Origin of the sequence: Marinobacter sp. THAF197a, from assembly GCF_009363275.1 — a bacterium.
In the GTDB taxonomy this organism is placed as follows: Bacteria; Pseudomonadota; Gammaproteobacteria; order Pseudomonadales; family Oleiphilaceae; genus Marinobacter.
In genome coordinates, this window is the sequence record NZ_CP045324.1 from 3,054,921 (window position 1) to 3,080,523 (window position 25,603).

General features: G+C 57.5%; 24 protein-coding genes. 14 read left to right on the top strand and 10 right to left on the bottom strand.

All coding sequences use genetic code 11. The annotated features are described in order from the left end of the window. The first annotated feature begins 198 nt into the window (after nucleotides 1-198). The gene (locus tag FIV08_RS14140; RefSeq protein WP_072676589.1) at nucleotides 199-375 is read left to right on the top strand and encodes a DUF1328 domain-containing protein; all 177 of its coding nucleotides are present in this window, start codon (nucleotides 199-201) and stop codon (nucleotides 373-375) included. On the opposite strand, the gene FIV08_RS14145 is transcribed toward FIV08_RS14140, so the two are convergent. Both FIV08_RS14145 and FIV08_RS14150 read right to left on the bottom strand, forming a co-directional pair. Further along, on the bottom strand, nucleotides 376-1,278 hold the full coding sequence (locus FIV08_RS14145) for a DMT family transporter (RefSeq protein WP_152438788.1): 903 nt from the start codon (nucleotides 1,276-1,278) through the stop codon (nucleotides 376-378). It abuts the gene before it with no gap. A 96-nt stretch (nucleotides 1,279-1,374) separates the two neighbouring features. Continuing rightward, a complete protein-coding gene (locus FIV08_RS14150; RefSeq protein WP_152438789.1) occupies nucleotides 1,375-1,614 on the bottom strand; it encodes a TIGR02647 family protein in 240 nt (79 codons plus the stop codon). Between the two features lie 184 nt (nucleotides 1,615-1,798). Between FIV08_RS14150 and FIV08_RS14155 the strand changes: the two genes are divergently transcribed. The 4 genes from FIV08_RS14155 (at nucleotide 1,799) to FIV08_RS14170 (ending at nucleotide 5,486) form a co-directional block, all read left to right on the top strand. Continuing rightward, nucleotides 1,799-3,154 (top strand): dicarboxylate/amino acid:cation symporter, encoded by a 1,356-nt coding sequence (locus tag FIV08_RS14155; RefSeq protein ID WP_152438790.1) that lies wholly within the window; start codon nucleotides 1,799-1,801, stop codon nucleotides 3,152-3,154. A 165-nt stretch (nucleotides 3,155-3,319) separates the two neighbouring features. Further along, nucleotides 3,320-3,997 (top strand): lytic transglycosylase domain-containing protein, encoded by a 678-nt coding sequence (locus FIV08_RS14160; RefSeq protein ID WP_416376923.1) that lies wholly within the window; start codon nucleotides 3,320-3,322, stop codon nucleotides 3,995-3,997. Beyond that, nucleotides 3,997-4,785, top strand: coding sequence for a spermidine synthase (locus FIV08_RS14165; protein WP_152438791.1), 789 nt, complete (start codon nucleotides 3,997-3,999; stop codon nucleotides 4,783-4,785). Before FIV08_RS14160 ends, FIV08_RS14165 begins: the two co-directional genes overlap by 1 nt. After that, nucleotides 4,782-5,486, top strand: a complete 705-nt coding sequence (locus FIV08_RS14170; RefSeq protein ID WP_152438792.1) for a pseudouridine synthase — start codon at nucleotides 4,782-4,784, stop codon at nucleotides 5,484-5,486. Before FIV08_RS14165 ends, FIV08_RS14170 begins: the two co-directional genes overlap by 4 nt. Before the next feature lie 8 nt (nucleotides 5,487-5,494). On the opposite strand, the gene yeiP is transcribed toward FIV08_RS14170, so the two are convergent. From yeiP to FIV08_RS14190, 4 genes are all read right to left on the bottom strand, one after another. Next, a complete protein-coding gene (gene yeiP, locus FIV08_RS14175; protein WP_058092192.1) occupies nucleotides 5,495-6,061 on the bottom strand; it encodes an elongation factor P-like protein YeiP in 567 nt (188 codons plus the stop codon). Between the two features lie 74 nt (nucleotides 6,062-6,135). Then, on the bottom strand, nucleotides 6,136-6,633 hold the full coding sequence (locus FIV08_RS14180; RefSeq protein WP_072678156.1) for an acyl-CoA thioesterase: 498 nt from the start codon (nucleotides 6,631-6,633) through the stop codon (nucleotides 6,136-6,138). Between the two features lie 107 nt (nucleotides 6,634-6,740). Beyond that, on the bottom strand, nucleotides 6,741-7,439 hold the full coding sequence (locus FIV08_RS14185) for a crotonase/enoyl-CoA hydratase family protein (protein ID WP_152438793.1): 699 nt from the start codon (nucleotides 7,437-7,439) through the stop codon (nucleotides 6,741-6,743). Between the two features lie 129 nt (nucleotides 7,440-7,568). Then, nucleotides 7,569-7,946 carry a hypothetical protein gene (locus tag FIV08_RS14190; RefSeq protein WP_106694904.1) on the bottom strand — a complete coding sequence of 126 codons (378 nt, stop codon included), beginning with the start codon at nucleotides 7,944-7,946 and terminating at the stop codon, nucleotides 7,569-7,571. A 535-nt stretch (nucleotides 7,947-8,481) separates the two neighbouring features. Between FIV08_RS14190 and FIV08_RS14195 the strand changes: the two genes are divergently transcribed. Continuing rightward, nucleotides 8,482-13,011, top strand: coding sequence for a DUF2272 domain-containing protein (locus FIV08_RS14195; protein ID WP_172972281.1), 4,530 nt, complete (start codon nucleotides 8,482-8,484; stop codon nucleotides 13,009-13,011). Here FIV08_RS14195 and FIV08_RS14200 read toward each other — a convergent pair. Further along, complete coding sequence (locus FIV08_RS14200) at nucleotides 13,008-13,775, bottom strand: helix-turn-helix domain-containing protein (protein WP_152438795.1); 768 nt, start codon at nucleotides 13,773-13,775, stop codon at nucleotides 13,008-13,010. The genes FIV08_RS14195 and FIV08_RS14200 overlap by 4 nt on opposite strands. Nucleotides 13,776-13,929: 154 nt before the next feature. Between FIV08_RS14200 and FIV08_RS14205 the strand changes: the two genes are divergently transcribed. The 5 genes from FIV08_RS14205 (at nucleotide 13,930) to FIV08_RS14225 (ending at nucleotide 20,006) form a co-directional block, all read left to right on the top strand. After that, a complete protein-coding gene (locus FIV08_RS14205) occupies nucleotides 13,930-14,199 on the top strand; it encodes a YiaA/YiaB family inner membrane protein (protein ID WP_058092198.1) in 270 nt (89 codons plus the stop codon). Between the two features lie 4 nt (nucleotides 14,200-14,203). Next, nucleotides 14,204-14,908: a PspA/IM30 family protein gene (locus FIV08_RS14210; RefSeq protein ID WP_152438796.1), complete on the top strand. Its 705-nt coding sequence runs from the start codon at nucleotides 14,204-14,206 to the stop codon at nucleotides 14,906-14,908. 157 nt (nucleotides 14,909-15,065) lie between these two features. Beyond that, entirely contained in the window at nucleotides 15,066-18,299 is a 3,234-nt protein-coding gene (locus FIV08_RS14215) for a carboxyl transferase domain-containing protein (protein WP_152438797.1), read from the top strand. 93 nt (nucleotides 18,300-18,392) lie between these two features. Further along, the gene (locus FIV08_RS14220; protein WP_152438798.1) at nucleotides 18,393-19,166 is read left to right on the top strand and encodes a substrate-binding periplasmic protein; all 774 of its coding nucleotides are present in this window, start codon (nucleotides 18,393-18,395) and stop codon (nucleotides 19,164-19,166) included. Nucleotides 19,167-19,262: 96 nt separating this feature from the next. Then, the gene (locus FIV08_RS14225) at nucleotides 19,263-20,006 is read left to right on the top strand and encodes a substrate-binding periplasmic protein (RefSeq protein WP_152438799.1); all 744 of its coding nucleotides are present in this window, start codon (nucleotides 19,263-19,265) and stop codon (nucleotides 20,004-20,006) included. A gap of 53 nt (nucleotides 20,007-20,059) precedes the next feature. Here the strand turns inward: FIV08_RS14225 and FIV08_RS14230 are convergent, their stop codons facing one another. Next, nucleotides 20,060-21,790 (bottom strand): BamA/TamA family outer membrane protein, encoded by a 1,731-nt coding sequence (locus tag FIV08_RS14230; RefSeq protein ID WP_172972282.1) that lies wholly within the window; start codon nucleotides 21,788-21,790, stop codon nucleotides 20,060-20,062. A gap of 98 nt (nucleotides 21,791-21,888) precedes the next feature. On the opposite strand from FIV08_RS14230, the gene FIV08_RS14235 reads away from it, so the two are divergent. Next, complete coding sequence (locus FIV08_RS14235; protein WP_072676578.1) at nucleotides 21,889-22,488, top strand: sterol desaturase family protein; 600 nt, start codon at nucleotides 21,889-21,891, stop codon at nucleotides 22,486-22,488. Here the strand turns inward: FIV08_RS14235 and FIV08_RS14240 are convergent. Beyond that, nucleotides 22,485-23,162, bottom strand: a complete 678-nt coding sequence (locus FIV08_RS14240) for an NAD(P)H-binding protein (RefSeq protein WP_152438800.1) — start codon at nucleotides 23,160-23,162, stop codon at nucleotides 22,485-22,487. The genes FIV08_RS14235 and FIV08_RS14240 overlap by 4 nt on opposite strands. A 71-nt stretch (nucleotides 23,163-23,233) precedes the next feature. On the opposite strand from FIV08_RS14240, the gene arfB reads away from it, so the two are divergent. Together arfB and FIV08_RS14250 are read left to right on the top strand one after the other, a co-directional pair. Further along, nucleotides 23,234-23,647, top strand: coding sequence for an alternative ribosome rescue aminoacyl-tRNA hydrolase ArfB (arfB, locus tag FIV08_RS14245; RefSeq protein WP_106694891.1), 414 nt, complete (start codon nucleotides 23,234-23,236; stop codon nucleotides 23,645-23,647). Nucleotides 23,648-23,817: 170 nt separating this feature from the next. Next, the gene (locus FIV08_RS14250) at nucleotides 23,818-24,663 is read left to right on the top strand and encodes a DUF72 domain-containing protein (protein ID WP_152438801.1); all 846 of its coding nucleotides are present in this window, start codon (nucleotides 23,818-23,820) and stop codon (nucleotides 24,661-24,663) included. A gap of 11 nt (nucleotides 24,664-24,674) precedes the next feature. Here FIV08_RS14250 and FIV08_RS14255 read toward each other — a convergent pair whose 3' ends face one another. Next, nucleotides 24,675-25,577, bottom strand: coding sequence for a hypothetical protein (locus tag FIV08_RS14255; RefSeq protein WP_152438802.1), 903 nt, complete (start codon nucleotides 25,575-25,577; stop codon nucleotides 24,675-24,677). Nucleotides 25,578-25,603 lie beyond the last annotated feature (26 nt).

Below are 25,603 nucleotides of genomic sequence, written 5' to 3' on the forward strand. Positions count from 1 at the left end.
CTCCGTAGTCCGTATCCGGCATTGAAAGTTCCGTGACAGAACGTATCTGGAAATTACGGCAGCCTAGTCGCCGGGACCACAGACACCCTAGCCAAACCTGTATCCGGAATTACCATTTCTCAACAGAGCAGCTGTTTCGTTGCGCATTCCTTAGCCATGTGCCACGTTGGAAGGGAACCGTAAAAAGGAGGATAGGAAATGCTCTATTGGGCGGTAGTGTGTCTTGTTATTGCAATTGTTGCGGGCGTTCTGGGTTTCGGAGGCATCGCCGGAACGGCTGCGGGTTTTGCCAAGATCCTGTTTTTCATCTTTCTGGTCTTGTTGGTTGTTTCACTCCTCGCCAACGCGTTACGCGGTCGGGGCCCAAAAATCTGACTAGGCAGACCTGGCTTTTCGTGGCCCTGAAGCAACAACCAGGGCCACGCCAGCCACCGCAACAATCCCGCCGGCCATGGCCATCGGCCCCAAGCGCTCATCAAACAGGATAAACGCCTCCAGTGCCGTTACCGGTGGCACCAGGTAGAACAAACTCGCCACCTGAGAGGCTGCGCCGCGTCGAATCAACCACATCAAAAGCAAAATGGCACTGACCGACAGGCCAAACACCAGCCAGCCAAGGGCCAGCTTGAACTGCAGCGACCATTCCACACTTCGGGACTCCAGCACCATCGCACCAACACCAAACAAAACGGCCGCTGCGGTGTACTGAATCATGGTGCCGGATACCAGATCAACCGACGTGCCAAACCGTTTCTGGTAAACGGTGCCAAGGGAGATTCCGATCAGCGCCAGCCCTGCCCAGACCAGTGTCAGCCCGGGTAGCCCTGTATCGCCGGAGCTGGTTCCTCCAAACTTTTCTGCGATCACCAGAGCAACACCCGCAAGCCCCAAAACCAATCCCGCCCACTGCTTTCCCGAAACCGCCTCACGTAGAAACACCACAGCAGCCAGCGCTGTTACCAACGGCTGCAAGCCCACAATGAGCGACACCAATCCTGACGACATACCCTGATCAATGGCGTAGAACACCCCTCCCAGGTAGCAGCCATGCACCAGAATACCGGTGACTGCCACGTGACCAGCGCTGCGCCAGCCCGGCCATCGGGCACGCATGACGATGGCCAAGACTGCCAGCGGTATTAACGTGAGCAACATCCGGATAAACAACAACGTAAAAGGCTCGGCATACGGCAGGCCGTACTTGGCACCAATGAAACCGGTGCTCCAGAGCCAGACAAACAGGGCAGGAACAAAAAAGGAAAAGAAAACCGGGGGCATGGATCAAGGCTCGGGTGATTTGAATCCTGGCAGGAGACTATACCCTGCCAGAATCCGGCCAGACAGGCACAGAAAACGGTCGACCGACCGGTACAGTCAACTGCCGGCCAGCATAGACTGCAACTTCTGGGTAAACTCCACCGCCTCACAACCGAGTGGCGTCAGATAACCACCGTCTTTCTGGCTGATCAGCCCCTTTGCATACAACGACTCCGCAGCGCTCACCGTTTCCGGCGCCGCCGTATGGGCGTGTACCTTGATACCTTCCTGGGTGGAAATGGAAGGAAATTGCAGCAACAGGTTCAGCTCAGCAAGATGGCTCGGAGAGAACGGCATAAAAGCTCCTGATCGTTGGAATTATCTGCAGTTTAGCTCAAATACCCGAGCGCCATAGTTGAATCGCGAAGAAATTGATCCAGATGCATCTTTTACCCAAATATCCTATTGTTACACCCACTGTTCCGCTACTTACAGTACAAGCCACCGACACCGCACTATCAAAAACACGGACACGTTGATCATGGATAGCACGCCGGGCCAGACAGCCAACAATACACCCCGCCCCCTGCGCCACCTGAGCGTCTACCTGGCCACACTGGTCAAAGGCAGGCTCTGGCTCAAGGTACTTATTGGCATGGGACTGGGCCTGGTAGTGGGCACCCTCCTCGGCCCCTCTGTTGGCCTGGTTGAACCGGAAACCGGCACGCTGATTGGCAACTGGCTGGCTTTTCCCGGGCAACTGTTCCTCGCCACCATCCAGATGATTGTGATACCGCTGGTGATAGCCTCTGTGGTAAGAGGCTTGGCCGCCAGCGACAACCTGGAACAACTGCGCAAAATGGGTATGCGGGTCACCTTGTTCTTTGTGGTGACTACCGCGATTGCAGCCACGATTGGTCTTTGGGTGGGCGGTCTGGTTAACCCGGGTGACCTGATGACCGGCCTTACCGCACCACCGGCCGATACCGTGCCTGTGCCCGCAGACATCCCCGGCCTGGACGCCATTCCCCAGACACTGATCGGCCTTCTGCCCGGCAACCCCCTCGATGCCATGGTGGAAGGGCAAATGCTGCAAGTGGTGATTTTCTCCATCATCATCGGCGTTGCGCTGGTCAGTATGTCGGGAGACAAAGCCAAGCCGATGCTGGACCTGCTCGACTCCCTGCAGCAAATCTGCATGACGGTGGTTCGTTGGGCGATGCGCCTGGCGCCCTATGCAGTCTTCGGATTGATGGCGCAACTGACCACCACGCTCGGGTTCCGTGCCATGCTGGGCATGGCCTCCTACGTCGCTACGGTGCTGCTCGGCCTCGCCGTTTTGATGGTTTTCTACCTCGCCCTTCTCAAGCTCCTCGCAGGGGTGCGACCACTTCAGTTTCTGAAAGACACCCGCGATGTGTTGCTGCTGGCCTTTTCAACCTCCAGCTCTGCCGCCGTCATGCCGCTGTCTATCCGCACCGCGGAAGACAAACTGGGTGTGCGGCCTTCCGTTTCACAGTTTGTCATTCCCCTGGGGGCCACCATCAACATGAACGGTACCGCGCTCTACCAGGCTGTGGCCACGGTCTTCCTGGCACAGGTGTATGGCATTGATCTAAGTGTGGGCAGTATGGCCCTGGTGGTTGCCATGGCCGTGGGTGCGTCTATTGGTTCACCGGCAACACCGGGGGTCGGTATTGTAATTCTCGCGATGGTGCTTCAATCGGTGGGTGTACCGGCCGCAGGCATTGCCTTGATTATGGGCGTGGACCGGATTCTTGATATGTGCCGCACCGCCATCAACGTAACCGGCGACCTGGTCGCTTGCCGGCTGATGGAAAACTGGTCGGGCAAGCGACTACCAGACCAACCCGACCCTGTGCCCGGAGAGGCCTGAAGCCCGGGACCAGTTTGTGACCCCATGAACAATCGGTATCATCAAGGCACGAAACTCCTACACTTACAGGGGCATCTACCGCGATAATATCGGCAGATTGTCATGCAGAATAAACGTATCGGGTCTTTGATGAATTTAAGCGGTATCTCTCTACTGGCCAGAATAATGATCGCCTTTGTCACCGGATTCGTTCTGGCGACCGGCATGGCCCATGCCGACAGCATCCAGCGCATTGTCCATCCGGATGGCCGGGTAGAATTCACCAACGTGAAAAGCCCGAGCCAGCCCCGGGCTTCAACCCGCAACGAAACCGTGTACCGATACACCGATGAGCACGGTGTGGTCGCGTACAGCAGCCAACGGCCCAGCACAGAAGACGTCGAGGTTATCCGGTTTCACTGCTACGCCTGCGACCCGGGTTCCAAAGTGGACTGGCACAAAACCCCTCTGTTCGTGAGTCCGTTCCGGGATGAAATCCTGACAGCCGCGCAAGAGTTTGATGTCGACCCGGCTCTGGTTCGAGCGGTCATTCATGCCGAATCTGCGTTCAACCCGAAGGCCGTGTCGCCAGTCGGCGCCCAGGGCCTGATGCAGTTGATGCCCGGCACCGCAGATGAACTGGGCGTGAGAGACCCATTTGCCATTGAAGACAATATACGTGGTGGGGTCGATTACCTTGCCCGCATGCTCAAACGCTTCAATGGCGATGTCCGACTGGCAACCGCCGCTTACAACGCTGGCCCTGGCGCCGTCGGGCGCTTCAATGGCATCCCACCCTACGCGGAAACCAAGGCCTACGTTGAACGGGTCGGCATTCTGCACCAACGCTACGCCAGCAACTGATGGGCACGATTATCAAGCGCCCTGAAATCAAGGGCGATATCGTGCATGTGGCAAGCGACCCCCATGGCAACATCCTGGTGATCGACGACCGCAAACACCGGATTCTGAGCTTTGATTCGGTGTTTGAGCAAAGCAAGATCTTGCGCGCATCCCCCAACGTGCCAGTGCATGAATACAACCGCGCCATGCTACTGCCAATCGCTTTTGCCTCACCCAGCCGGGTAACAGTCCTGGGCCTGGGTGGTGGCGTGCTGGCCCATGGTCTGTTCACGCTGCTGCCGGACAGCATCATTGATGTGTATGAACTTCGGCAAAAGGTTGCGGAAATCGCAAAGGACTGGTTTGCACTACCCGAATCAGAACGGCTAAGGGTGCATATTGCCGACGCCCGCCTGGCCGTGGACCAGCTACCCGAAGCCAGCGCGGATATGATCCTGACGGACCTGTACAGTGCTGACCGAATGAGCCCGGCGCAAAGCCAGCGGCAGTTTATAAAAGCCTGCAGCAGGGCATTATCCTCTACCGGCTGGTTGGTGCTTAACTACCACCGAATGCCGGAACCAGATGGCAATCTGATGCGGGAACTCAAGCGCCAGTTCCCGTTACTTCTGGTGTTCAAAAGCCGGACCAACAACTGGGTGATCTACGGGCGCAAACAGGACTTTGACCCCTGGTCCATCGATAAATCCCGCTTGAACGCGCTGGAAGAGCGCCTGCCCATTGGCTGGCGGAAACTGATCAAGAAGCTGAGCCGGCTGGTGCCGGCCGTTACCCCAAGCGAGCCATGAAGCTCTCCCGTATTATCAGTAACCAGAACGGTGTCAGTCGTCGCCATGCAAGACAGCTTCTGGCTTCTGCCCGGGTGAGCGTGGACGGCCGGAGGTGTCAGGACGGCGCAGAGGAGGTTTCCCGGTTTCAGGAAGTCAGAATTGACCAGGACATCATCCAGCAAGCCGAACCCGCTTATTACCTGATGCTCCACAAACCCGCCGGCTACCTCAGCGCCACTCAGGATGACCAACACCCGACCGTCATGGAACTGATTACGCCGGAAATACGGGAGCACTTGCACATCGGCGGCCGCCTGGACCGGGCCAGCACCGGGCTTCTGATTCTGAGCAGTGACGGGCTATGGTCACGCCGGCTTACCGAGCCTGCCATCAAACTACCGAAAACCTACCGGGTCACAACCGCTTCCCCCATCAGCCCGGAAACGGCCACGCGCTTTGCCGAGGGCATCTGGTTTGAGTACGAACAGCTGAGAACCTCCCCCGCCCAGTTGGAGCAACTGAATGACCGTGAGGCTCGGGTAACCATCTTTGAGGGGCGATATCACCAGGTAAAGCGCATGTTCCACGCGGTCGGCAATCGGATTACATCGCTGCACAGGGAAAGCATGGGCAGTCTGGTACTGGACCCGGAACTTCCAGTTGGCGGGTATCGTCACCTCAGCGTTGACGAAATCAGCTCCGTCGGCGGACGGAGCTGATCAAAACATCAGGCGCGGCTGAGGAACTTACGCTCTTCCACGTTCACCTTGATGCGATCACCGGTAGAGATGTGCTCAGGCACCTGAACCACCAGGCCAGTGGTCAAGCGGGCTGGCTTGGTACGAGCCGTTGCCGAACCGCCCTTGATAGACGGGTCGGTTTCTTCAATGGTGAGCTCAACGGTAGGCGGCAGATCAATGGCCACCGGTGTTTCACTGACCAGAATCGCCATCACGCCCTGGGTATCCTCGGTGATGAACAACAGCTCGTCTTCAATGGCGCTTTTGTTCAACATGTACTGGGTGAAGTCTTCGTTATCCATGAACACGTACTCGTCGCCATCGGCGTAGGAGAACATGACCGGACGACGCACCAGATCCGCCAGATTCAGCATGTCAGAGTCTTTAAAGGTCTCATCCAGCTTCTGGTTAGTAACCACATCGTACATGCGCATGCGGTACAAGCTGCCGCCAGCACGACCCTGAGGTACCGAGCGCTCGATATCCTTCACAAAATAGACGCGTCCGTCATATTCAACGGCCTGATTCTTCTTGATCTCACTCGCTTTAGGCATAACATCCGATTCCGATAAAAAGGGTTTTCTGTGGCGCTGATATACCATGACTGGAATCAATAAGCGATAGTCTCTCAGCCATTTGCCTTTGAAAGCGCGTCTCGCGTTCTCAGCCGCCCTTCCCGGCGAATCTCGGCTTTCTCGTAACGACGAATCTGGTCTTTCGTTTCCGGAATCACCGGTGGCACCTCAACAGGCCGATCGTTCTTGTCCAGGGCCACAAAGGTGAAAAATGCGGAAAGGATGTGGCGGGTCTCACCGGTATAGCTGTTCTCGGCCTCTACACGGGCACCAATCTCCATCGACGAGCCCCAGCTGCGGTTCAGAGACAGATTGAATAGCAGTGTGTCATTCCCCTTGGCAGGGGCCCGGAAGTGGATGGAATCCACCGCAGCAGTCACGCAAACATGGGCCGAATGGCGCTCTGCCACCACCAGAGCCAGGCGATCACACTTGGCCATGATCATGCCGCCAAACACTGTGTTGTGTGAGTTCATATCGTTGGGGAAAACCTTGTACACATGCTTGTCGATGGCGGATGCCGCCACCGGCTTACCCGGCTTTTCAGACATTTCACTCGCCCCCTCTCGTGTTTACCCACAAACTCTGCGAAACCGCTTCTGGCCTGGCTGTTCAGAATCAAACCTGCCAGCCAGTTCCAGAAAGAGGTGGGCTCGGGTTAACCCATCAGATCAAAGTGAGCAGCGTCCTGTTCGATGCAGCGGTCCAGCAGCGCCAGGTAATCGCCTTTCACCTTCAGCTTGGTTTGCTTATGCGCATTCAGGTTGAGCTGCTTCATCTGAGTTGCAACCGCTACCGCTCGCTCCATCAGCTGCTCAGGAGCCACCGCCTCATCCAGGAAACCAGCCGCAACGGCGCCTTCCGGGTTAAAGATCTCGGCATTCACCACCGAACGGTAGAAATACGGCGCCGGCATACGGTGGCGGGCAATCTCGATACCAGCGTGGTGCATGGTCATACCGATAGCCACTTCGTTCAGGCCCAGCTTGAAGCCGCCCTCTACGCCAATGCGGTAATCCACAGACAACAGGATAAACGCACCCTTGGCGATGGCATGGCCGCTGCAAGCACCAATCACCGGGAGCGGGAACGCCGCCAGGCGACGGGTCAGGGTTGAGCCCACCTTCACCAGCGCCATTGCTTCTTTCGGGCCTTTCTGCATTTCTTTAAGGTCGTAGCCGCCGGAGAACATACCCGGCTGGCCAGTCAGAATCACAATGGCCTTGTCTTGCTCGGCCTGGTCCAGAGCGGCATTCAGCCCGGCAAACACGTCATGGCTCAGGGCATTGGCTTTGCCGTTGTTAAGGCTGATGGTGGCAATGCCGTCGTTCAGTTCGTAGCTTACGAGTTCAGTCACCTGTGCATCCTCATCTACTGCGTTTTATTAAAGTGAGTGTTTGTTAACATCAGAATCCCAAGATTGTGGGCGATCTGGGGCATCAGGTAAAGCCCTGATCATCGCCATGCCACCGCCGCGCACCAACGGTCATGGCCGAACAATACCGCCCTGGGGCACCAGGCAATTCATCATCGAGATAGAGACATCCCGGAACATCGCCTCGGAGGTCACCCGGTCCGGGAAGTTGTCGTACACAGCCCGGCGGCAGGTGGACGTTCGGGATTGCGCACGCTTCTCGCAATCGTTAACTGCGTCACTGCCGGCAGGCTGCCCTATCGCCTGCGCGCAAACCTCCGGAATCTGGGTAATTGCCCAGTCCACCACGTCACTGCTTTTGGCAGGGTTAGCCTGAAGATTGGCAAAGCGGGCGGGATCGGTCGGATCAGAGGATTCCTGAGTCTGGCCCCAGAACACGTAGACGAGGGCAACAGACACCATGGCAACCGTAACAATGGGGAACTTCATTAACGCTTTCCGTTTATGCGGCGACAACGCCGGGTGATAGACATGCAGGCAGCCTACCCCAAGCGGCTTCGTCATGCATCACCCAAGGTTACGCACAGAATCTGTGGATAACTTTGTGCGTAGCGCAAGGATAGCCGGCCTGAGCCCAATAGAACCGGGGGCTCAAGCAATATGGCCGCAAAATGAACGGGTCAAAACCTATCCACCGGAGAAGCCGTGCACACCGCCAAGACATAACGCATTTTCCGACAGGTAATCGTTACAAAAAAATCCCGGTTCAACGTTTACAAATTCCGAGTCCAACACAACACTTGCCACTGAAGTCGTCAACCAGCAGCTGTAATCTGGTTGTTTGTTTGTACGGAAAGCCATGCATCCACGGTCACCTTGCTTCGATAGCTGGCCGTACGCTGAGGAACTGAACGACAAGGTTGTCTTGCCGCAGGGAAACGTCCAGCGGCACCGGTTGTATTGTCTGCATCGCCCGCCCGGCAGGGGGCCCACCAGGATGCACAATCAACCGAAAGGACACATCATGCCCAATCAACTGTGGTTAAGGATTGAACCCGAAAAGGCCATCAACAGCGCAGACCCTGAATCACTTCAGGTCCGTGTCAGCTACGAGATCTCGATCCAGACCGAAGACAAGCAGAATGATAGTCATCCTGCCAGCGACATTATCAGGCTCGATCGCCATGCCAGTGCAGAAAGCAAACTCGAACCCGTCCTCCTGAGCAAGCCCATTCACGCGCGACTGGAAAGCCGACAGGGCCAGGAGCTGGCAGACCTGGGCGAGATTGATACCGGGCCCGGCAAGAAAGGGGAGCCCGTCACCCTCGTCATTCCTGCAGAGTCCCTGAAGCATGCCCTTGAGCGCAACAACCCGGAGCAGCAACCGGTGCTGGAACGATCCGGTCGTTTTGTCACGCTTGGCCAGGTCGACCGCAGGTTCGATGACTATTCACTGAGTGTCGACCTGATCGATACCGAGGCAAAACATCAGGCAATTTCCAGTCTGCTGGCACAAAACGCTGACAACGGCACCAACGCCCGTTCAGCCGAAGTGGCACTGGATACCCACACGGCAGGCCATCTCGGGGCACTGTCACTGACAGGCGCAGATCTCAAATTCGATGGCAGTTTTCATATAAAGCGTCCCTTCAACGTCGGCACCGAAGCCAATGGCTGGATCTGGGTGTTGAACGGGCCAAAGCTGATTGTCGGTTACCAGTCCGACGGCTCCGTTTATACCCCTTTGCGGGACCTCCGCATTATGCTGCCCTGGCAAGATCCGGTGAGCGATGGCCAGGAGCACGGTAAGGGTTCGTGCTGCGATAATGGTCATCCGCCCCTGAACATGGACGAAGACAGCCTGCTGAACGATCCGGACCTGTTCAGCGACGACCCCGGCTCATTTTGTCGGCCTTTCAGCAACCCGGCCCGCATTCTGGGTGAACGCCGTTTCCAGACCGTCTTCCGGGTGGAACAGCCTGAGATCGAATCCACCTCCAACACCAAACCGGACTACCGGGGACTGATCGCCCCCAGGGATGCCAATGAGTTCCGAATGATGTCCACCGCCATGGTGGCCAGCGAACAACCGGACAGTGAGGCCGCCAGCGTTACCGGGGCCAGGTTCGCCATTGACACTGCCAGCCTGCAGCGTTTCCTGCCCAAAACCCCCGGCGTATTCATGCCGCCCATTAAAGCCATTGATTTCCTGCCACTGCCCAAACTCCCCTGGCTGAACAAGCGGCAACCTGTGAGCGCCCGAAACCCCATCGACTGGGACGGCGACACCACCAAATATCAGGCTCTTTCCGTGGCGGGTGGCCACATCATGGAATGGCGGGTGCAATGGCGATCCAACGGCTATTCCCTGGGCGATGTGGCGCATACCCTTACCCTGGCACCACGGCAAACCCGCCGGATTGTGAAACTGGATTGGCGACGCCGCGAAGCGAGCATCCGGCGCGAGACCAGCCAGTTTGCGGAAGAGGTTTCCCAAAGCACGTTCAGCGACCGGGATTACCACAACGCCGTTCGCTCCAACCTGAACGAATGGAGCAAGGGCGGCAGCAGTTCCAAAACCACCGGTGTGGCAGGTGGCATCGGATTTGCGCTCGGCCCGGTGGTGATTGGTGGTGGTGCCGCCCACGGCCGGGCCAGTTCCAACAGCTGGCAACAGGGTGGCCGCAGCGTGTCGGCAGCAGAGGAACAAAGCCTGAGAGACGCCATCCGCCAGTTCGGTGACTCGTTGCGCCAATACGAATCCACAGTGGTGAACGAAGTCAGTCAGGACGAATCGATTGAAGGCGTTTCGGAGGTGGTCCGCAACCCCAACTACTGTCACTCCCTGACCGTCATTTACCATGAGATTCTCCGACATATCCGCGTAGACACTGTACTCGCCGGCGTGCGCGAATGCCTGTTTGTGCCCTTCGCGATTCGGCCCTTTACCTTTTCCCGTGTGATTCGCTGGCGCGATGTGTTCGAGCGTTACCTGCAAAAGCGCGACCTGCGTTGGGCCTTGAAATACACCGAAGACATTCAGAACCACTGGCAAGGCTCCGATGTTCCAGCCGGCCCCCGCAAGGCCCAACCCCTGGAAAGCCTGACCGGAACCATCTACATCAAATTGGGCATTGAGCGCCCCCGGGACGAGGTGGTATCAGATCAGATCGACGACCAGCTAAGCGAGGAAGGCGCTGTCGGCGAAAAAATCACCACCCGTGTCTGGCAGGCTTACGCCAATATCCTCCCCATTCCAGTGGGACAGATTGTGGCCCGTATCCGTGGCTTCTCTGCCGCCCAGCGGGATGCCTATTTTCAGAGGGAAATCGCACCGGCGATGGCGCGGCGATGGGTCGACCGACTGCGCCTGGACAGCCAGAACGGCGAACTCGAAGGCACCGATTTTACCCTGGTGGGCGAATACCGGTTCAACCGCACGGTGCGAGTTGACTTCAACGTGCCATCGGAGGCCCTGGCCGGGAACAAACGGGAGGACATCGCCAAGCTGATTCTGTCCGCCACCGAGCACCTACCCAAAGGTTCCGTGGCAAATGTGACCAGTGCGAACATTCATTTTCACACCAGCCATTACGAGCGGCGTGTCAGTTCACCACGGGGTACGGATGACCTGATCTCCCCTCCCGCCTGGGATGACAACGAAACCGATCGCCCGGCCCCGAGCGAGAGCGCCACGCTGTCTTTCCGGCCGTCTAACTGGGAAGAGCAGAATATGCGGCTGGAAGCCGAGAAAGCGAACCGCAAGTTACTGGAACACATTAACGACAACCTGCACTACTACCACAAGGTGATCTGGTGGACCATGGACAGGGACGAGCTGTACATGCTCCTGGACGGCTTCGCCATATCCCCCAGCGATGGTCGCTCGATCGCCTCGGTGGTTGAACGTGAACCCATTGCCATCATGGGCAACACACTGGTGTTCAAGGTGGCTGCTGGCGCATTCCTGGGCATCAACGGCCATGAAAGCTATGAAGATGCCTTCCGCTACTACAAGGGCGAAGGCGCGCCGGCCATGCCCATGCGAATCAGCCTGCCCACCGATGGCCTGTACGCGCAGGCCATCATGGACGAGTGCAACGCCTGTGAAGAGCATGAAGGCTCAACCGACTGGGTGCTGAAAGATGAAGACCCGGCCCTGGCCGACTTCCCGGGCAACTTCTTTGATTCTCGCCGCAGCCAACCGCAAGACATGACCCCCACCAACATGCCGGATTCCATCATTAACCTGCAGAATGCGCCTGCCGCACCAGCCCCTCAGGGATTTGGCGACATTCTGGGAGCCGTGGCAAACAGCAACGCCTTCCGCGACATGGCTGGCCTTGAGGGCACCCAGAAGAACGCTTTGGGTGCGCTGAATTCGGCGGCCAACCTGGCCGGTCAGTTCGGCGGCTTTGCATTACAGACCCGCCTGGCGGAACTGCAGGCCGAAAAGGACGCAGGCGCAAACTTTGACAAGAAACGCGCCGCCATAGACCGAGCCGTTGAAAAGGGTTCCATGTCAAAACAGGATGGCGAAGCGGCCTTGCGCAAACAGGCAGAGCAAATGGGGCAGAAAGCCGCCGATGGCGTCTCTGACCGCGCCAAATCCATCGTTGAGCAATTCGGTAAAGATCGGGATGTGTCTGTCACCGAGCAAGACGCTGGCGGCATTCGCACGGTGAGTGTGGGCAAGGGTTTGCAGCTCGCATCGTTCCGGCCAGATGCTGACGTTGAAGCCCTCGAACGGTCTCTGGCGAACCAAAAGATTATTGAGCGCTATAACCGCGGCACCGCCTGGAAACGGGACATCGTTGCCAACGCGGAAGCGGAGGAAACCGCCTGGACCAACGACGACGGAACCAAGAAGCAAGAAGGTACTGAATTGGCGAAGCTCCAGGATTACTTCGGAGCCATTGGCCAGTGGGCCGTGGATCAGTTCGCGGAGGACTCGCGAGACAATGAAGCCGCCTGGAGTGCCGCGTTTATTTCCTACGTCGTCAAGAACGCCGGGGTAACGCCCAGCCATGGGTTCAGTCCCAGCATCCGGCACATGACTTACATTGTCGAGGCACTGGTGAACCGAAAGAACCGGGATCTGGACAGGCCGTTCTGGCTTTACAAAGCAGAAGACCTGTCACCTCAGGTCGGCGACATCCTCTGCAAGCCCTGGAACGAGACCCCTTGCGCCAATCTCACATTGGCCGGGCTGGAGAGCCAGTTCATCGAAAAGAAAGCCAGCGGCGAATACGCCATCAAAGGAACACCAACCGGGCATTCCCACACCGATGTGGTCGTCCGGCGTTTCTCTGATGACGGGACCGATTACATCGAAACCCTTGGTGGCAACACCCGTGATCTGTCTGGCGTAGCTCACACCGTTGGCCGCCGACGTTGGCGCCTCAATGCGAATGGCCGGGTAGACGCATGCGTCGATCGCAATAACGAGGTAATCGAAGACTGCCCGCCATTTGCGTTCATCCGGATTGTCCACCCGACAACGCAGCAACTACTCGACGCAGCCGCCGATGAGGAGGGAGGAGTCAGTGTCTAATTCCGTGTAACACCGGGATACGCCTTCCTCGCCTCTGGCCGCCGGAGGCTTGCGAAGGCGTCAATCTCCCACGGCCGCACGGCCATCAGCAAGCTGACTCCGAAACGCTGTTCTAATGGCAGGGCCAGGTCTTCCTCATGGCAATGACGAAACTCAAGAGCCAGGCGTTTCAGTTTCTGTTGCACGGATTCGTTCGATTGGGGCGACAGCATACCGCTTACAAACAGCCGTATCTCACCCGGCTGATGGAATCGACATTTCAGGAAATCCTGCTGAACTTCCGTTTCAAAAAAACGCTGGATTGGCCCCCGGGGTTGCCAGGCGAAGTCGTGGCTGACCAGTAATTTGATTCGGTTACCGGGCAACAGCTCCACCAGTCCCATGCGATCAAGCCGGGCCAGATAGCGGATTAACTCCGGCTCCTCTATCTGATAGTTCTGGAGTATCTCGCCAAACTGCCAGCGGTTCATGGCACACACCGCCACCAGCAACAGGCGCAAGTCAGACACCAGCTCCCGTTCCTGTTCTTCGCTCAGCTGCTCAACCCGGGGCTCGGGGGCCAGCTTGCGGACCAGATCGGTGATTTCCATCCCCATCAGCCCGCATATCTGGTCCAGGCGCTTCAAAGAGAACTGGCGGTCTGAAAACAACCGTTTCACACTGGCCTCTGACAGCGTCAGCGCCTGCGCCACATCCTGGTAGGTCAACCCGTGTGCCCTGAGCTGGCGTTTCAATTCACTGACAATCGCGCTGGTTTGCGCCATAACCGCCTCCTTTCTTACCAGCCATTCAGCCAAACGTATCAATATACGATACCTGATGTATAGGGAAGCACTACCTTTATAGAAAACCTCGCCTGCCCTCCCGGGTTCACGCACAGTGGAGCCGTTCCAACAACAACGTCATCAGGAGTTAATCATGGACAGCGAACTCAAAAGCAATTCCGCCGGGTGGGTATTCTTTGTGAAGGTTTCCTTTGCTATCGCACTCTTTGCAGCTGCCGCCGGCGTGGTGTTGGCACCGGTGGATCTGGTGCTCAAGGGCTACATGGCCATCAGCGCCCTGTTTCTGGTCAGCACCACCATCACGCTTTCAAAAACCATCCGCGACGAACACGAGCACCAGCGCATCGTCAACCGCATCTCCGAGGCACGCACCCATCAACTGCTGAAAGAATACGGGGAGTAACACCATGAGCATCTGGCGCAAACTGGACACCCTGTTCCGGGCATCGGCCCAGGAGCCGGTAGCAAAACTGGTGGATGCCAACGGCATCCGGATATTCGAACAGGAGCTGCGCGATGCAGAACAGGCCATCGCCCGCTCCAAGCGGGAACTCGCCTGCCTGATGGCGGAAAAAACCCGGCTGGCCAGGGACAACGAACACCTGAGGGCCACCATCGACAAACGGGAGCATCAGGTAACCGAAGCGCTGGAGAAGAACGAGGAAGAGCTGGCGCTGGAACTGGCCAACCTGATCGCCGAAGATGAACCACTTCTTGAGCGCCAGCAACAGCAGCACGACAAACTGCAGCAGCAGGAAAACCGGTTGCGCAAACAGCTGCGGGACTCTGGCCGGGCGCTCAAGCATTTCCACAGTGAACTCCGGCTGGCCAGGGCCAACCGCCACGCAGAGCAGGTTAACCGCCAACTCCGCGGACACGCACGGGGGCTGAGCAGTCACATGGAAGACCTCAACCAATCCGTCTCCCGCATTCAGGCAAGACAGGTCGAAGCGGAAGATATCGAGGCGGCGTTGACAGAGCTGGACCGGGAACAGGAGGACGACACCCTGGATTCGAAACTGAAAGCCGCCGGCATCAGCAACGGAAAGAGCAGTGGCGAACAGGTTCTCGCGAGGATTCGTTCGCGGTCCTATGCAAACGCCAAAGAATGACCTCACCTCGCCCGCGACAAGACCCCTATAAGCAGGAATTCATCACTCCTGCTTATAGCTAACCTTCAATAAAATTCATTTGCCTCATCATTGCCCGCTTCCTAGGATGGAGACATCCAAAAACCAGAACAATAACCTGTCTCCGGGATGAAGCGCCATGACGTTCAGATCTGTCCTAATCGCCAACCGCGGTGAAATAGCCATTCGCATTGCCCGCGCCTGCTGCGAGCTGAACATACGGACCGTTGGCGTGTTTGCTGAGGACGATTCAAGCGGCCTGCATACCCGCCAGTCAGACGAATCCGTGCCCCTGAAAGGCCGCGGTGTGAAAGCCTATCTGGACATGGAACAACTGATTACCGTGGCCAAGGCCCACGAGTGCGACGCCATTCACCCCGGTTACGGATTTCTGGCGGAAAACGCCGAGTTCGCTCGCCAATGTGAGCAGGCAGGGTTGGTGTTCATCGGACCGGCGCCGGATGTGCTGGAATTGTTCGGTAATAAATCCTCTGCCAGGGCCCTGGCAGAGCGCTGTCAGGTGCCCTTGGTCAACGGTATCAACAGCCCGGTTAGCCAGGAGGCGGCTGAAGCCTTTCTGGCCCAGCATGGCGCTCTGATGCTCAAGGCGGTTGCCGGTGGCGGCGGGCGCGGCATTCGCGCGGTGACCAGCAAGGACGAGTTGGAACAAGCCTTCAGCCGCTGCCGGTCTGAAGCACAAGCTGCCTTTGGCAATGGTGATCTGTATGTTGAACAACTGATTGCCCGCGCCCGCCATATTGAAATCCAGATTCTTGGGGATGGCACCGGCGCGGTCTCCCACCTGTGGGAACGGGACTGCAGCATCCAGCGGCGCAACCAGAAACTCATCGAACTGGCCCCGAGTCCGGGCCTCGACCCGGTGCTCCGGGACGAGATGATCAACTGCGCCCTGGTGATGGCAAAAGCGGTTAACTATCGGGGCCTGGGCACCTTCGAATTCCTGGTGGACGAAAGTCAGCCCGGTCGGTTCTACTTCATGGAAGCAAACCCGAGGGTTCAGGTAGAGCATACGGTCACCGAGGAAGTCACCGGCATTGACCTGGTCCAGACCCAGCTGAAGCTTCTGTCTGGCCAAACCTTGTCTGGACTGGCCCGGGACACCCCGCCGGCCGTGCGCGGCGTGGCCATTCAGGCCCGGATCAACGCCGAAACCCTTCGATCCGATGGCACCACCATGCCCGCAGCCGGCACGCTCACGGCCTATGAGCCGCCAACAGGGCCTGGCCTGCGGGTGGATGGTTCAGGTTATACAGGCTACGCGATCAATCCCGCCTATGACTCCCTGCTCGCGAAGCTGATCGCCCACGGCCGGGATTACCCATCGGCTATTCGACGGCTTTATCGTGCTCTGTGTGAATTCCGACTGGACGGCGTGGCCAACAACATCGGACTGCTACAAAACCTGCTGCACCACCCGGCGGTCGAAGCCTGGCAAGTCAACACACGATTCGTGGAAACCCAGCTTTCAGAGCTTGCCCCCTCGACGTCTGAAGGCAGGCACCCGAGGCATCACTTCGACAGAACAGAAGCGACGCACGGCACAAAACTAAACACACCATCGCTCCCTGCCGGCGCCGTCAGCATCGCAGCGCCCAGTGCAGGCACCCTCGTCAGTGTTGAAGTCCGGGAAGGCGACAGCATTACGGCGGGCCAAACCGTTGCCGTTCTCGAAGCGATGAAGATGGAATTCATCGTGCAAGCCGGCCAATCCGGCATCGTTCAAACCCTTCTCGCGGTGTCAGGCTCAACGGTAACTGAGGGTGAAGCTTTGCTGATCCTGGAACCCTCAGAGGTCAGCGATGACGCCATTGAAACCGAGCAGACCATCGACCTTAACTACATCCGGGCTGATCTGGCCGAGGTCTTCCAGCGCCACGATGCATTAACCGATGGGCATCGCCCCGACGCGGTCGCAAAGCGCCGCCGTACCAGTCAGCGAACCGCCCGTGAGAACGTCGAGGATCTGCTCGACCCAGGCAGCTACAACGAATACGGGGCACTGGCGCTGGCTGCCCAACGGCGTCGCCGGTCGGTGGACACATTGATTGAATTAAGTCCCGCAGACGGGCTGATCACCGCCATCGGTACCGTCAACGCCGAGCGCTTCGGCACCGCAGCCGCCAGTTGCGCCACAATGGCTTACGATTACACCGTGTTTGCCGGCACCCAGGGACTGGCAAACCACCGGAAAACGGACCGGCTACTTGCCCTGGCAGAACAGTGGCGAATTCCGCTGGTATTGTTTGCCGAGGGCGGAGGTGGCCGCCCATCCGATACCGACACTAACGGTGTGTCACACCTGGACTGTCAGAGCTTTGTCAGCATGGCTCGGCTCTCCGGCAAGGTGCCAACCGTCGGGATTGTTTCCGGCCGTTGCTTTGCCGGCAACGCGGCTCTGCTAGGATGTTGCGACACCATTATCGCCACCCGAAATGCCAACCTGGGCATGGCCGGCCCGGCAATGATAGAAGGCGGCGGCCTGGGCCGATATGCCCCCGAGGAGATCGGGCCGGTCTCCGTGATGGGGCCCAACGGCGTGATTGATGTGGTGGTCGAAGACGAGGCCGAAGCTGTCGCCGTGGCCAAGCAGTATCTGTCCTATTTTCAGGGCTCCCTCGCGGAATGGACCTGCGCAGATCAGCGCAGGCTTCGCCATCTGATTCCCGAGAACCGCATGCGCGTTTACGACATCCGGGAAGTCATCCAAACGCTCGCTGATGACGACAGCGTTCTGGAGCTCCGCCGCCAATTTGCGCCCGGGTTAATTACTGCGTTCATTCGAATTGAAGGCCGCCCCATGGGCCTGATCGCCAACAACCCTATGCATCTGGGAGGCGCCGTCGATGCTGCAGCGGGCGATAAGGCAAGTCGGTTCATGGAACTCTGTAACGCTCATCACCTACCTATTCTGTCGTTGTGTGATACCCCGGGGTTTATGGTTGGGCCTGAGGCGGAAACACAGGGCACCGTCCGTCGCGTCTCCAACATGTTCCTGGCCGCTGCCAAACTATCGGTGCCCTTCTACACCGTGGTTCTGCGCAAGGCTTACGGACTCGGCGCACAAGCCATGGCCGCCGGCAGCCTGCTGACGCCCTTTTTCGCGGCCGCGTGGCCAAGCGGAGAGTTCGGCCCCATGGGGCTTGAAGGGGCGGTGCGCCTCGGGTTTGCCAAGGAGCTGGCAGCCCAACCAGATGACGCAGCTCGCGAGAAGATGTTCGATTACCTGGTCGCCAAGGCTTACGAACAGGGCAAAGCCATCAACGTCGCCAGTTATCTGGAAATCGATGCGGTCATAGATCCCAAGGACACCCGCGCATGGCTGGCAAGAGGGATCTCAGCGGCCGGACATTGAAACTGGGAATACCCGGAAAAGACTGCTATTTTCTAAGTTAATCGCCTGCTTCCTGGCCTACGGTTATTCGCGGGCCGCTCCCGGAGCCTAAAAATGAAACGATACCTGACCATGCTGCTGGTATCGCTGTTTACATGGATTGAGGCAGTCACCGCAGATGATACACAACACCTGAGCATAGCGGTTGGTGACTGGCCGCCGTATTTTGATCAGGAGGCACCCGATCAGGGGATTGTCGCCCAATTGCTGAGGGACGTGTTTGCCGAAGAAGGCTTTACGGTCTCCTACCACTTCCTCCCCTGGAAACGAGCTTACTATGAAGCCGCAATGGGCAAACACGATGCCACAGCGGTATGGATGCATGCGGAGGAACGTGAGCAGGACTTCACCTTCAGCGACCCGGTCCTCAAAGAGCGGTTCGTGGTTTTTCACCTGAAAGACCAGCCGGTCAGTTGGTCCAGGGTGGAAGACCTGTCTGACCTCAGACTCGGCGGCAGTATTGGTTACAGTTACGGTTCGGCTTTCGATCAAGCCGTAGAGGATAATCTGCTTAGTATTGAATGGGTCGCCAGTACCGTGCTGAATTTCCGCAGGCTCCTGTTCGACCGCATCGATGCGTTCCCCGAAGAGATCAACGTGGGCTATCACATTCTGCGTCGTGAACTTGACCCCGAGGAAGCCAGCCGCATTACCCACCACCCCCGCCCTCTTCTCGAGAACGAAAGTTTCGTGTTGTTTCCAAAAACTCGACCAGACACCGCACAACTGACAGACCGCTTCAATGAACGACTGCAGGCGTTCCGTGATAGTGGCCGTTATAATCAATACTTCGAGTCCCACCGCCAGGCCTCTGCTGGGTCAAACTGAAAATGTAAAGCCGGGGATTCCACAGTACCCGACTGGCTACACCTGCCATAACCTACCGCGCTCCAGAATTTCTCCCCCATAAGATGGAGCGTGTTCATGAAAGGGAAAATCGGGCTAATTGTTGCCCTCATGCTGACCTCAGGCTGCGCAACGGCCAACGAAGAACTCCGGATTTACACAGAACAATACCCCCCTTACAACATGACCACGAATGGTCAACCGTTTGCACACTCGGAACGGGATATCACAGGACTATGCACTGATGTCCTCAAGGCGGTACTCGAACAAAGCAGCCTGAAATACAGCATCAAGCTGCGGGACCTGAGCTACGGACTTAACCGAAGCGAGCAGCATCCCAATCACGGCATCTACTGCGTTTCCAAGACCGATGAGCGGGAGCCTGCGTTTGACTGGGTAGGGCCATTAGCCAGTATCCAATGGACACTCTTCGCGAAAGCCGGCACCACTATTCGACTGAGCAAACTGGAAGAAGCCAAGAACTATCGCATTGGCGGTTATCGCGGCGATGTAATGACCACATATCTTGAAGAGAAAGGCTTTAATGTGTCCGCCATCAGCACCAACGGCCTGAATGCCCGGCGCCTTGAGCAGGACCAGATCGACCTGTGGGTAGCCGATGGCCTGGCTGGCCCCTACCTTGCCGCCGATGCCTCAGATGTGACAGATCTGGAGCAGGTTCTGGTGTTCCGGGAAACCCCGATGTACCTGGCCGTGAACAAGAACACAGACCCAGACATCCTCAAAGCCCTGAACCAGAGCTTCCAGGCACTGGTCAACTCAGGTGAGATCGAGACGATCTCCCGCGCTTACGGTTTTTGATTCTTCCCTCCCGGTGGCCCGTCTGCCACCGGGAGAGCCACCGTCAACCAGAATCAGAACCGGCTCCGCCCCCGCAGCAACACCTGTAAGGCATCAATGCTGTCATCCCCATCCAGGGGAAATGCCAGATCAAAGTGCAACATTCTCTGTACTTCAACCCTGCTGGATGCCAACCTCAAGCCAACTCCAACATCCCTCAACACACCACCGTCCGGCCCGTTACTCTGACCATCAGCAAACCAGGCGCGGCCAGCATCAACGAACACCACCCCGCCCATCCGAAACAACTTGAAAGGATGCCAGTCGGGGAAGTACCGGCGCTCGAGCGTCCACAAAACCCTTCGGTCCCCTTGCTGGTATTCACTGGGATAGCCACGAAGCCCGTTTTCACCTCCTATCAACAGTTGTTGGTCGGCGGTCAAATTGCGGGCAGCGGTGAACGCAAGACTGGTGTACCAACCAGTCCAACGAACAGAGCCACCGTGAAAGTATTCCAGGCTGAGCGTGCCCAGAAGATTCTCCACGCGGTCTTGATCGAGCCGGTAGGTGCCGCTCTGACTCAGGCCATAGCTGGCGTAGTTGGTTTCCGTCGCCAGCAACGAGTCCTGAAAACTCATGTTCAGAACAACCCGATCTTCCGTTGCCCCCAACCCTGAGCCTGAATAACCCAATTCCGTGCGCCACAAGAAACCATCCCGAACGTCTTCGACCCGCTGTAAACGAGTCAGGTTGGTCATCTCGCGAAAGCGGTTCTGGCGGTAATCAAAACCAATCCATGGATAGCTCAGGGTTCGATCATCCGGCAACACATCCAGAGCAGGCTGATCAGGTAACGGCTGAAATTCGAACGCCTCGTAGCGATACCCCGCCAGCAGGCGAAGTTGCCGCTCGTTGCGCTCGGCCAGGCGCCAGCCGCCGTCAATACTGAAATACTCGCGGCTGCGACGATAATCGGCGATGGCTTGCGCCCCCACGTAACGGGACTCCTCCCGGACATCGTCCACGCCAGCCAAGCCAAAGCGCCAGTTGGTGCGCTCGCTGAAAAACGGCCGTTCCAGATAGGCGCTCCGCCCCCGCCCGTCACTGCGGTCATCGTAGGAAAAGCCTGCCTGCCAATGAGAGCCGATGACATTGGGATCGTCCACAAACACGCTGGTCTCGGAGCGATCCGGATCTTTGGTGTAGGAAATCCCCAGGCTCTTGCCCGAGCCCAGAAAGTTGGGGTCGGAGATACCGGCATTGGTGGTATTGTCACCACCGGACCTTGTAATACCCAAGGTCGGAAGCAGCGTCCAGGTATCCCTGGCCAGAACACTCACCTCTACCTCATCCCCACAAAGGCGGGTAACCCCCACCCAGGCCGCTGTCAGATATTCCCGCTGCCGCAAGACCCGCTCAGACTCTTCCAGCAACCCGGGGCTGTAGATGTCGCCCTCCACAAACACCAACTGGGAACGAAGGGCCGACTCCCAGGTCGGTGTGTTGAGTGTATTGAGGGCGTGGTAAAGGAAGTTATCCTGCTTTGGGTCGCTGGTATCGAAAATGGGGCGCTGAATGATTCGAATGCTGCCAATTTTCGTACCCGGGGGAATCACGAGATTGCTCTGGCGCGCCAGCTGATCCCGCGGTTTGTCCAGATCAATCATTTCCGGCTGGATGTCACTGACAGTGCACGCCTCGTCTGGCGACTCGGCCCCGAATGCAAGACCGGCCAGCATCAGGCCGGCTACCAACAGCCCCCTCCGGCACATGATCACTGCTTTGCTAACTGCCCGTACTGTCATATCCCGCCAATGAAACCGCCAACCTGGCGCAAATTAATAAAAGGATTCATCCGAAGCTATGACAGGATAGAACAACAATCACAAAAAGAGGCCAGACCATGATTGGTTTTCCCATCGCCCTGATCTTTGCCAACGGCTTCGAATGGTACGCCCACAAGTACATCCTGCATGGCACCCCCAGGCCCGGACAGCCGCGCTACAGCCCCATCCCCAAGTCCATGAAGAGCCACTGGCAACACCACAAAATCGTGCGCACCACCGATTACCAGGATGATGGTTACGCGGAAGGCCTGAGCAACTGGCGCACCCGGGATGAAGTGACGTCTCTGCTCAAGCTCACGGCTATCACATCCCTGGCCATGCCGGTAGCGCCGTTTTTTACCCTGGGCACCTACTATGCTGCTGCTCGTTATTTTTACGTGCACCGGCGCTCACACCTGGAGCCTGAGTGGGGCAAAAAAGCGATTCCCTGGCATTACGACCATCACATGAACACCAACCAGGATGCCAACTGGTGCGTAACACGCCCCTGGTTCGACTACATCATGGGCACCCGGGTAATCGCCAACGAGGCCATGGCCGAGTCTAACCCGCTGGGCATTCGTTTACCCGAGATCGTCGAAAAGCCTCTGAACCAAGCCTGCCGAAGGCTCTTTCCAAAGAGCTTCGAAAGGCTGAACCAAGGGCAGCTCGTTTAACTCTTTTTGGCCAATCTCCGGATATCGTCGTACTCCCGAACCTTAATTGCGGTTCGGGAGTTTTCGGCCCCGGTAGACTCGATCAGCTCATTCACCATCGCCTCGGCAACTGTCTCCGCCTCGATGGCCCGATACTTGTGCAGTGGTCCAATCAATGCGCGGTTGGCCAACGGCATTACCGCCATCCCCAACGCTTCACCGGTACGGTGTTCCTTCCTGTCGCCCAGCAACAGGCTTGGGTGGTAAATGGCAAGATAATCGAACCCAAGACCTCGCACCGCATCCTCCAGCTCGCCTTTCACGCGATTGTAGAAAACCGTGGACCGAGACGAGGCCCCGATGGCAGACATCAGGATCAATCGGTTCACGCCCGCCGCCTTGGCTAGTTTGGCCGCCCTATAGGCGTAATCGTAATCGACCTTACGGAATGCTTCTTGCGAGCCCGCTTTCTTGATCGTGGTACCCAGGCAGCAGATCAGGGCATCAACCTTGAAAATAGCAGCACGGGACTCCAGGGTCTCAAAGTCGACCACATGCTCCGCCAGCTTCGGGCTATCAATACCCACTGAACGGCGGACCGGCACCACCACGGATGATACCCCCGAGCGCTTCAGCAGCTTTTCCACCACCAGGCGACCGGTCAGGCCTGTGGCTCCCAATACCAGAACGTTCATGACACACCCCTGAAAATTGATTAGGCTCACCGTAACACCTGAATCCACTTTGTGCAGTTAAATGGAAGCCCATGCTGAAAATCTCCAACGCCGTTGAACTGGCGGACTGGGAAATTGAAATCACCCAGATACGCGCGCAAGGCGCCGGCGGGCAAAACGTCAACAAGGTGGCATCCGCCGTTCACCTCCGCTTCGACATCCTCAACTCCAGCTTGCCGCCTTTCTACAAAGAAAGGCTGATGGCATTATCAGATCAGCGCATCAGTAAAGACGGCATCATCGTGATCAAAGCCCAGTCTTTCCGAACTCTTGAACTGAACAAGGAGGATGCGCTGGAGCGACTGAAAGAGCTCATTCAGGAAGCGGTAAAACAAAAGAAGGCCCGGCGCCCAACCAAGCCTACCAAGGGGTCGCAAAGGCGGCGAGTGGACAGCAAAACGAAAAAGGGCAAAACCAAGGCACTCAGGGGAAAAGTTCAGCTTTGACAGCCTGTTTTACCCACAACATCTGTGGATAACTTTGTTAGGAACGAAAGGATAGGCAGTGCAAACCCTTTAACCACAAGGGCTGGTGGAATGCGTAGGTTATTTGATCAACCGGTTCATCCGCCCGCTTTAAGTGATCAATTTATCCACAGCACAGCAACGGAAGAGCGATGGCATTGCCCTACTTTATTGGCTGCCCTCAATGGCAAGATCCGAACTGGAACAACCAACTGCCACCCGGCGGCACGCCCCTGGCGCGATATGCCCGTGTATTCAACACCGTTGAGGGCAACACCACCTTTTATGCCAGCCCCAGCCGAGAACAGTGTCAGCTATGGCGGCAGCAGGTTCCGGACAACTTTAGATTCCTATTCAAACTGCCCAAAGCCATCACCCACGAACGTTTCCTGAACGGCGCCGGCGATGAACTGGACGCCTTTCTGTCGCTGATTGAGCCGCTTAATGATGTGCTAGGCCCCATGTTGCTGCAACTCCCAGCGGGCTTCGGCCCGGAGCGGCTGGATCAACTCTGGCGCTTTCTGGATACCGCACCGGGGGTTCTGGACTGGACCGTAGAAGTCCGGCACCCGGCGTTCTTTGCCAAGGGTGAGGAGGAGCGTGCCCTGAATCAAGGCTTGCGGGCCCGCAAGCTCGCCCGGGTTGTACTGGATAGCCGGGCGCTGTTCTCGGCAACGCCCGACTGCGAATCAACCGTCGATGCCCAGCGCAAGAAGCCCCGGGTTCCGGTACACATCCTGCCCAGCGACGCACCGCCGGTGATTCGATACATAGGGCACCCAAACCTGGAGGCCAACCGGGCATTTCTCGCACCCTGGGTCCAGCGGGTGGCAGCCTGGGTAGCGGCTGGCACTCAGCCCTATGTCTTCATGCACATGCCCGACAACGGCCACGCAGTGTCACTGGCCTCACTCTGGACGGAGCTTCTGCGGGAAAAGCTTCCGGAGCTGGAGCCTCTGCCAGTGAACGTGTCAACGCCGCAAATCGGGCTGTTCTGACCAAACGCCGACTATGCAGCTACCGCAGTTTCCAGAGCCGGCTCACCAAGGGGTGGCTCGTCCGCCAGCAGCACATCCCGGAATGAGAGGTAATAAGCACCGGTAAGCACTGCCCCCCAAACTATGGCCGCAAGAATCATCGCCACCACCCAGAAACTCATTGATGCCGTTGACGCACTGATCGTGAACAACGGGAAGAAAAAGAGCTGGCTCAGTGCCATGACATTCACGGCAAAGAAAATCAGCACGAACAGGTTCTTGAAACTCGCCCGAAAACTGTGACTAATCGCCGCAAAGACGCCTTCACGAGCAATCACTATCAACGGCACGACATAGCAGAAGAGCGCAGCGAACAGGGTCACAGCCGCCACCACCGAGACGAACACGAAAAGGGCACGCAGCATGAAATTTTGGGTGCCCAAGCCGAAACTCATGGCGTCACCGTAGTAGCCGGTGCCGAACAGCGCACGCTCAAGATCTGCTGCACCCACAATCCAGTAACCGACCAATGCCATAGCCAAGGCGACCAAAGCCATCATCAGCAACATCAGCACAAGGTGAAAGATACTGTGCCCCCCAAACGCAGCAAACAAACTGGTGAATCGAGGGCGCCCTTCAGCTGCAGAGTGAAAAACGGCGATCATCCCGGCGTTCAGTACCAGTGTCAGAACCGCTATCGCAGAAACGATCAGAACCATCGTAAAAAGACTGCCGCGAAACATCAGCTCGAACGAAACCAGCTGAATCAGCACCGGCGCAACAATCACCAGCAGGTAGGCCGGCAGAATCACGCCCCAGTTGTCACGGAGCAGTTTTATAGACCCTGAAATCCAGTTCAGTGGCGGCCCCGCTTTTACTTTGCGCGGTGAAACAGAGACGGGTTGGTCGGAATTACTTTCATGGTGAGTATGCACAGCAGGAAGTCCTTAATTTGCTTTCC

Excerpts from the sequence above, each read along its gene's own strand:
- FIV08_RS14140 (WP_072676589.1), top strand. The coding sequence starts at position 199 with ATGCTCTATTGGGCGGTAGTGTGTCTTGTTATTGCAATTGTTGCGGGC.
- FIV08_RS14210 (WP_152438796.1), top strand. The coding sequence starts at position 14,204 with ATGAGCATCTGGCGCAAACTGGACACCCTGTTCCGGGCATCGGCCCAG.
- FIV08_RS14215 (WP_152438797.1), top strand. The coding sequence starts at position 15,066 with ATGACGTTCAGATCTGTCCTAATCGCCAACCGCGGTGAAATAGCCATT.
- arfB (WP_106694891.1), top strand. The coding sequence starts at position 23,234 with ATGCTGAAAATCTCCAACGCCGTTGAACTGGCGGACTGGGAAATTGAA.
- FIV08_RS14235 (WP_072676578.1), top strand. The coding sequence starts at position 21,889 with ATGATTGGTTTTCCCATCGCCCTGATCTTTGCCAACGGCTTCGAATGG.
- FIV08_RS14165 (WP_152438791.1), top strand. The coding sequence starts at position 3,997 with ATGGGCACGATTATCAAGCGCCCTGAAATCAAGGGCGATATCGTGCAT.
- FIV08_RS14190 (WP_106694904.1), bottom strand. The coding sequence starts at position 7,946 with ATGAAGTTCCCCATTGTTACGGTTGCCATGGTGTCTGTTGCCCTCGTC.
- FIV08_RS14180 (WP_072678156.1), bottom strand. The coding sequence starts at position 6,633 with ATGTCTGAAAAGCCGGGTAAGCCGGTGGCGGCATCCGCCATCGACAAG.
- FIV08_RS14230 (WP_172972282.1), bottom strand. The coding sequence starts at position 21,790 with ATGACAGTACGGGCAGTTAGCAAAGCAGTGATCATGTGCCGGAGGGGG.
- FIV08_RS14195 (WP_172972281.1), top strand. The coding sequence starts at position 8,482 with ATGCCCAATCAACTGTGGTTAAGGATTGAACCCGAAAAGGCCATCAAC.
- FIV08_RS14200 (WP_152438795.1), bottom strand. The coding sequence starts at position 13,775 with ATGGCGCAAACCAGCGCGATTGTCAGTGAATTGAAACGCCAGCTCAGG.
- FIV08_RS14150 (WP_152438789.1), bottom strand. The coding sequence starts at position 1,614 with ATGCCGTTCTCTCCGAGCCATCTTGCTGAGCTGAACCTGTTGCTGCAA.
- FIV08_RS14170 (WP_152438792.1), top strand. The coding sequence starts at position 4,782 with ATGAAGCTCTCCCGTATTATCAGTAACCAGAACGGTGTCAGTCGTCGC.
- FIV08_RS14240 (WP_152438800.1), bottom strand. The coding sequence starts at position 23,162 with ATGAACGTTCTGGTATTGGGAGCCACAGGCCTGACCGGTCGCCTGGTG.
- FIV08_RS14145 (WP_152438788.1), bottom strand. The coding sequence starts at position 1,278 with ATGCCCCCGGTTTTCTTTTCCTTTTTTGTTCCTGCCCTGTTTGTCTGG.
- FIV08_RS14225 (WP_152438799.1), top strand. The coding sequence starts at position 19,263 with ATGAAAGGGAAAATCGGGCTAATTGTTGCCCTCATGCTGACCTCAGGC.
- FIV08_RS14220 (WP_152438798.1), top strand. The coding sequence starts at position 18,393 with ATGAAACGATACCTGACCATGCTGCTGGTATCGCTGTTTACATGGATT.
- FIV08_RS14205 (WP_058092198.1), top strand. The coding sequence starts at position 13,930 with ATGGACAGCGAACTCAAAAGCAATTCCGCCGGGTGGGTATTCTTTGTG.
- FIV08_RS14250 (WP_152438801.1), top strand. The coding sequence starts at position 23,818 with ATGGCATTGCCCTACTTTATTGGCTGCCCTCAATGGCAAGATCCGAAC.
- FIV08_RS14155 (WP_152438790.1), top strand. The coding sequence starts at position 1,799 with ATGGATAGCACGCCGGGCCAGACAGCCAACAATACACCCCGCCCCCTG.
- yeiP (WP_058092192.1), bottom strand. The coding sequence starts at position 6,061 with ATGCCTAAAGCGAGTGAGATCAAGAAGAATCAGGCCGTTGAATATGAC.
- FIV08_RS14160 (WP_416376923.1), top strand. The coding sequence starts at position 3,320 with ATGATCGCCTTTGTCACCGGATTCGTTCTGGCGACCGGCATGGCCCAT.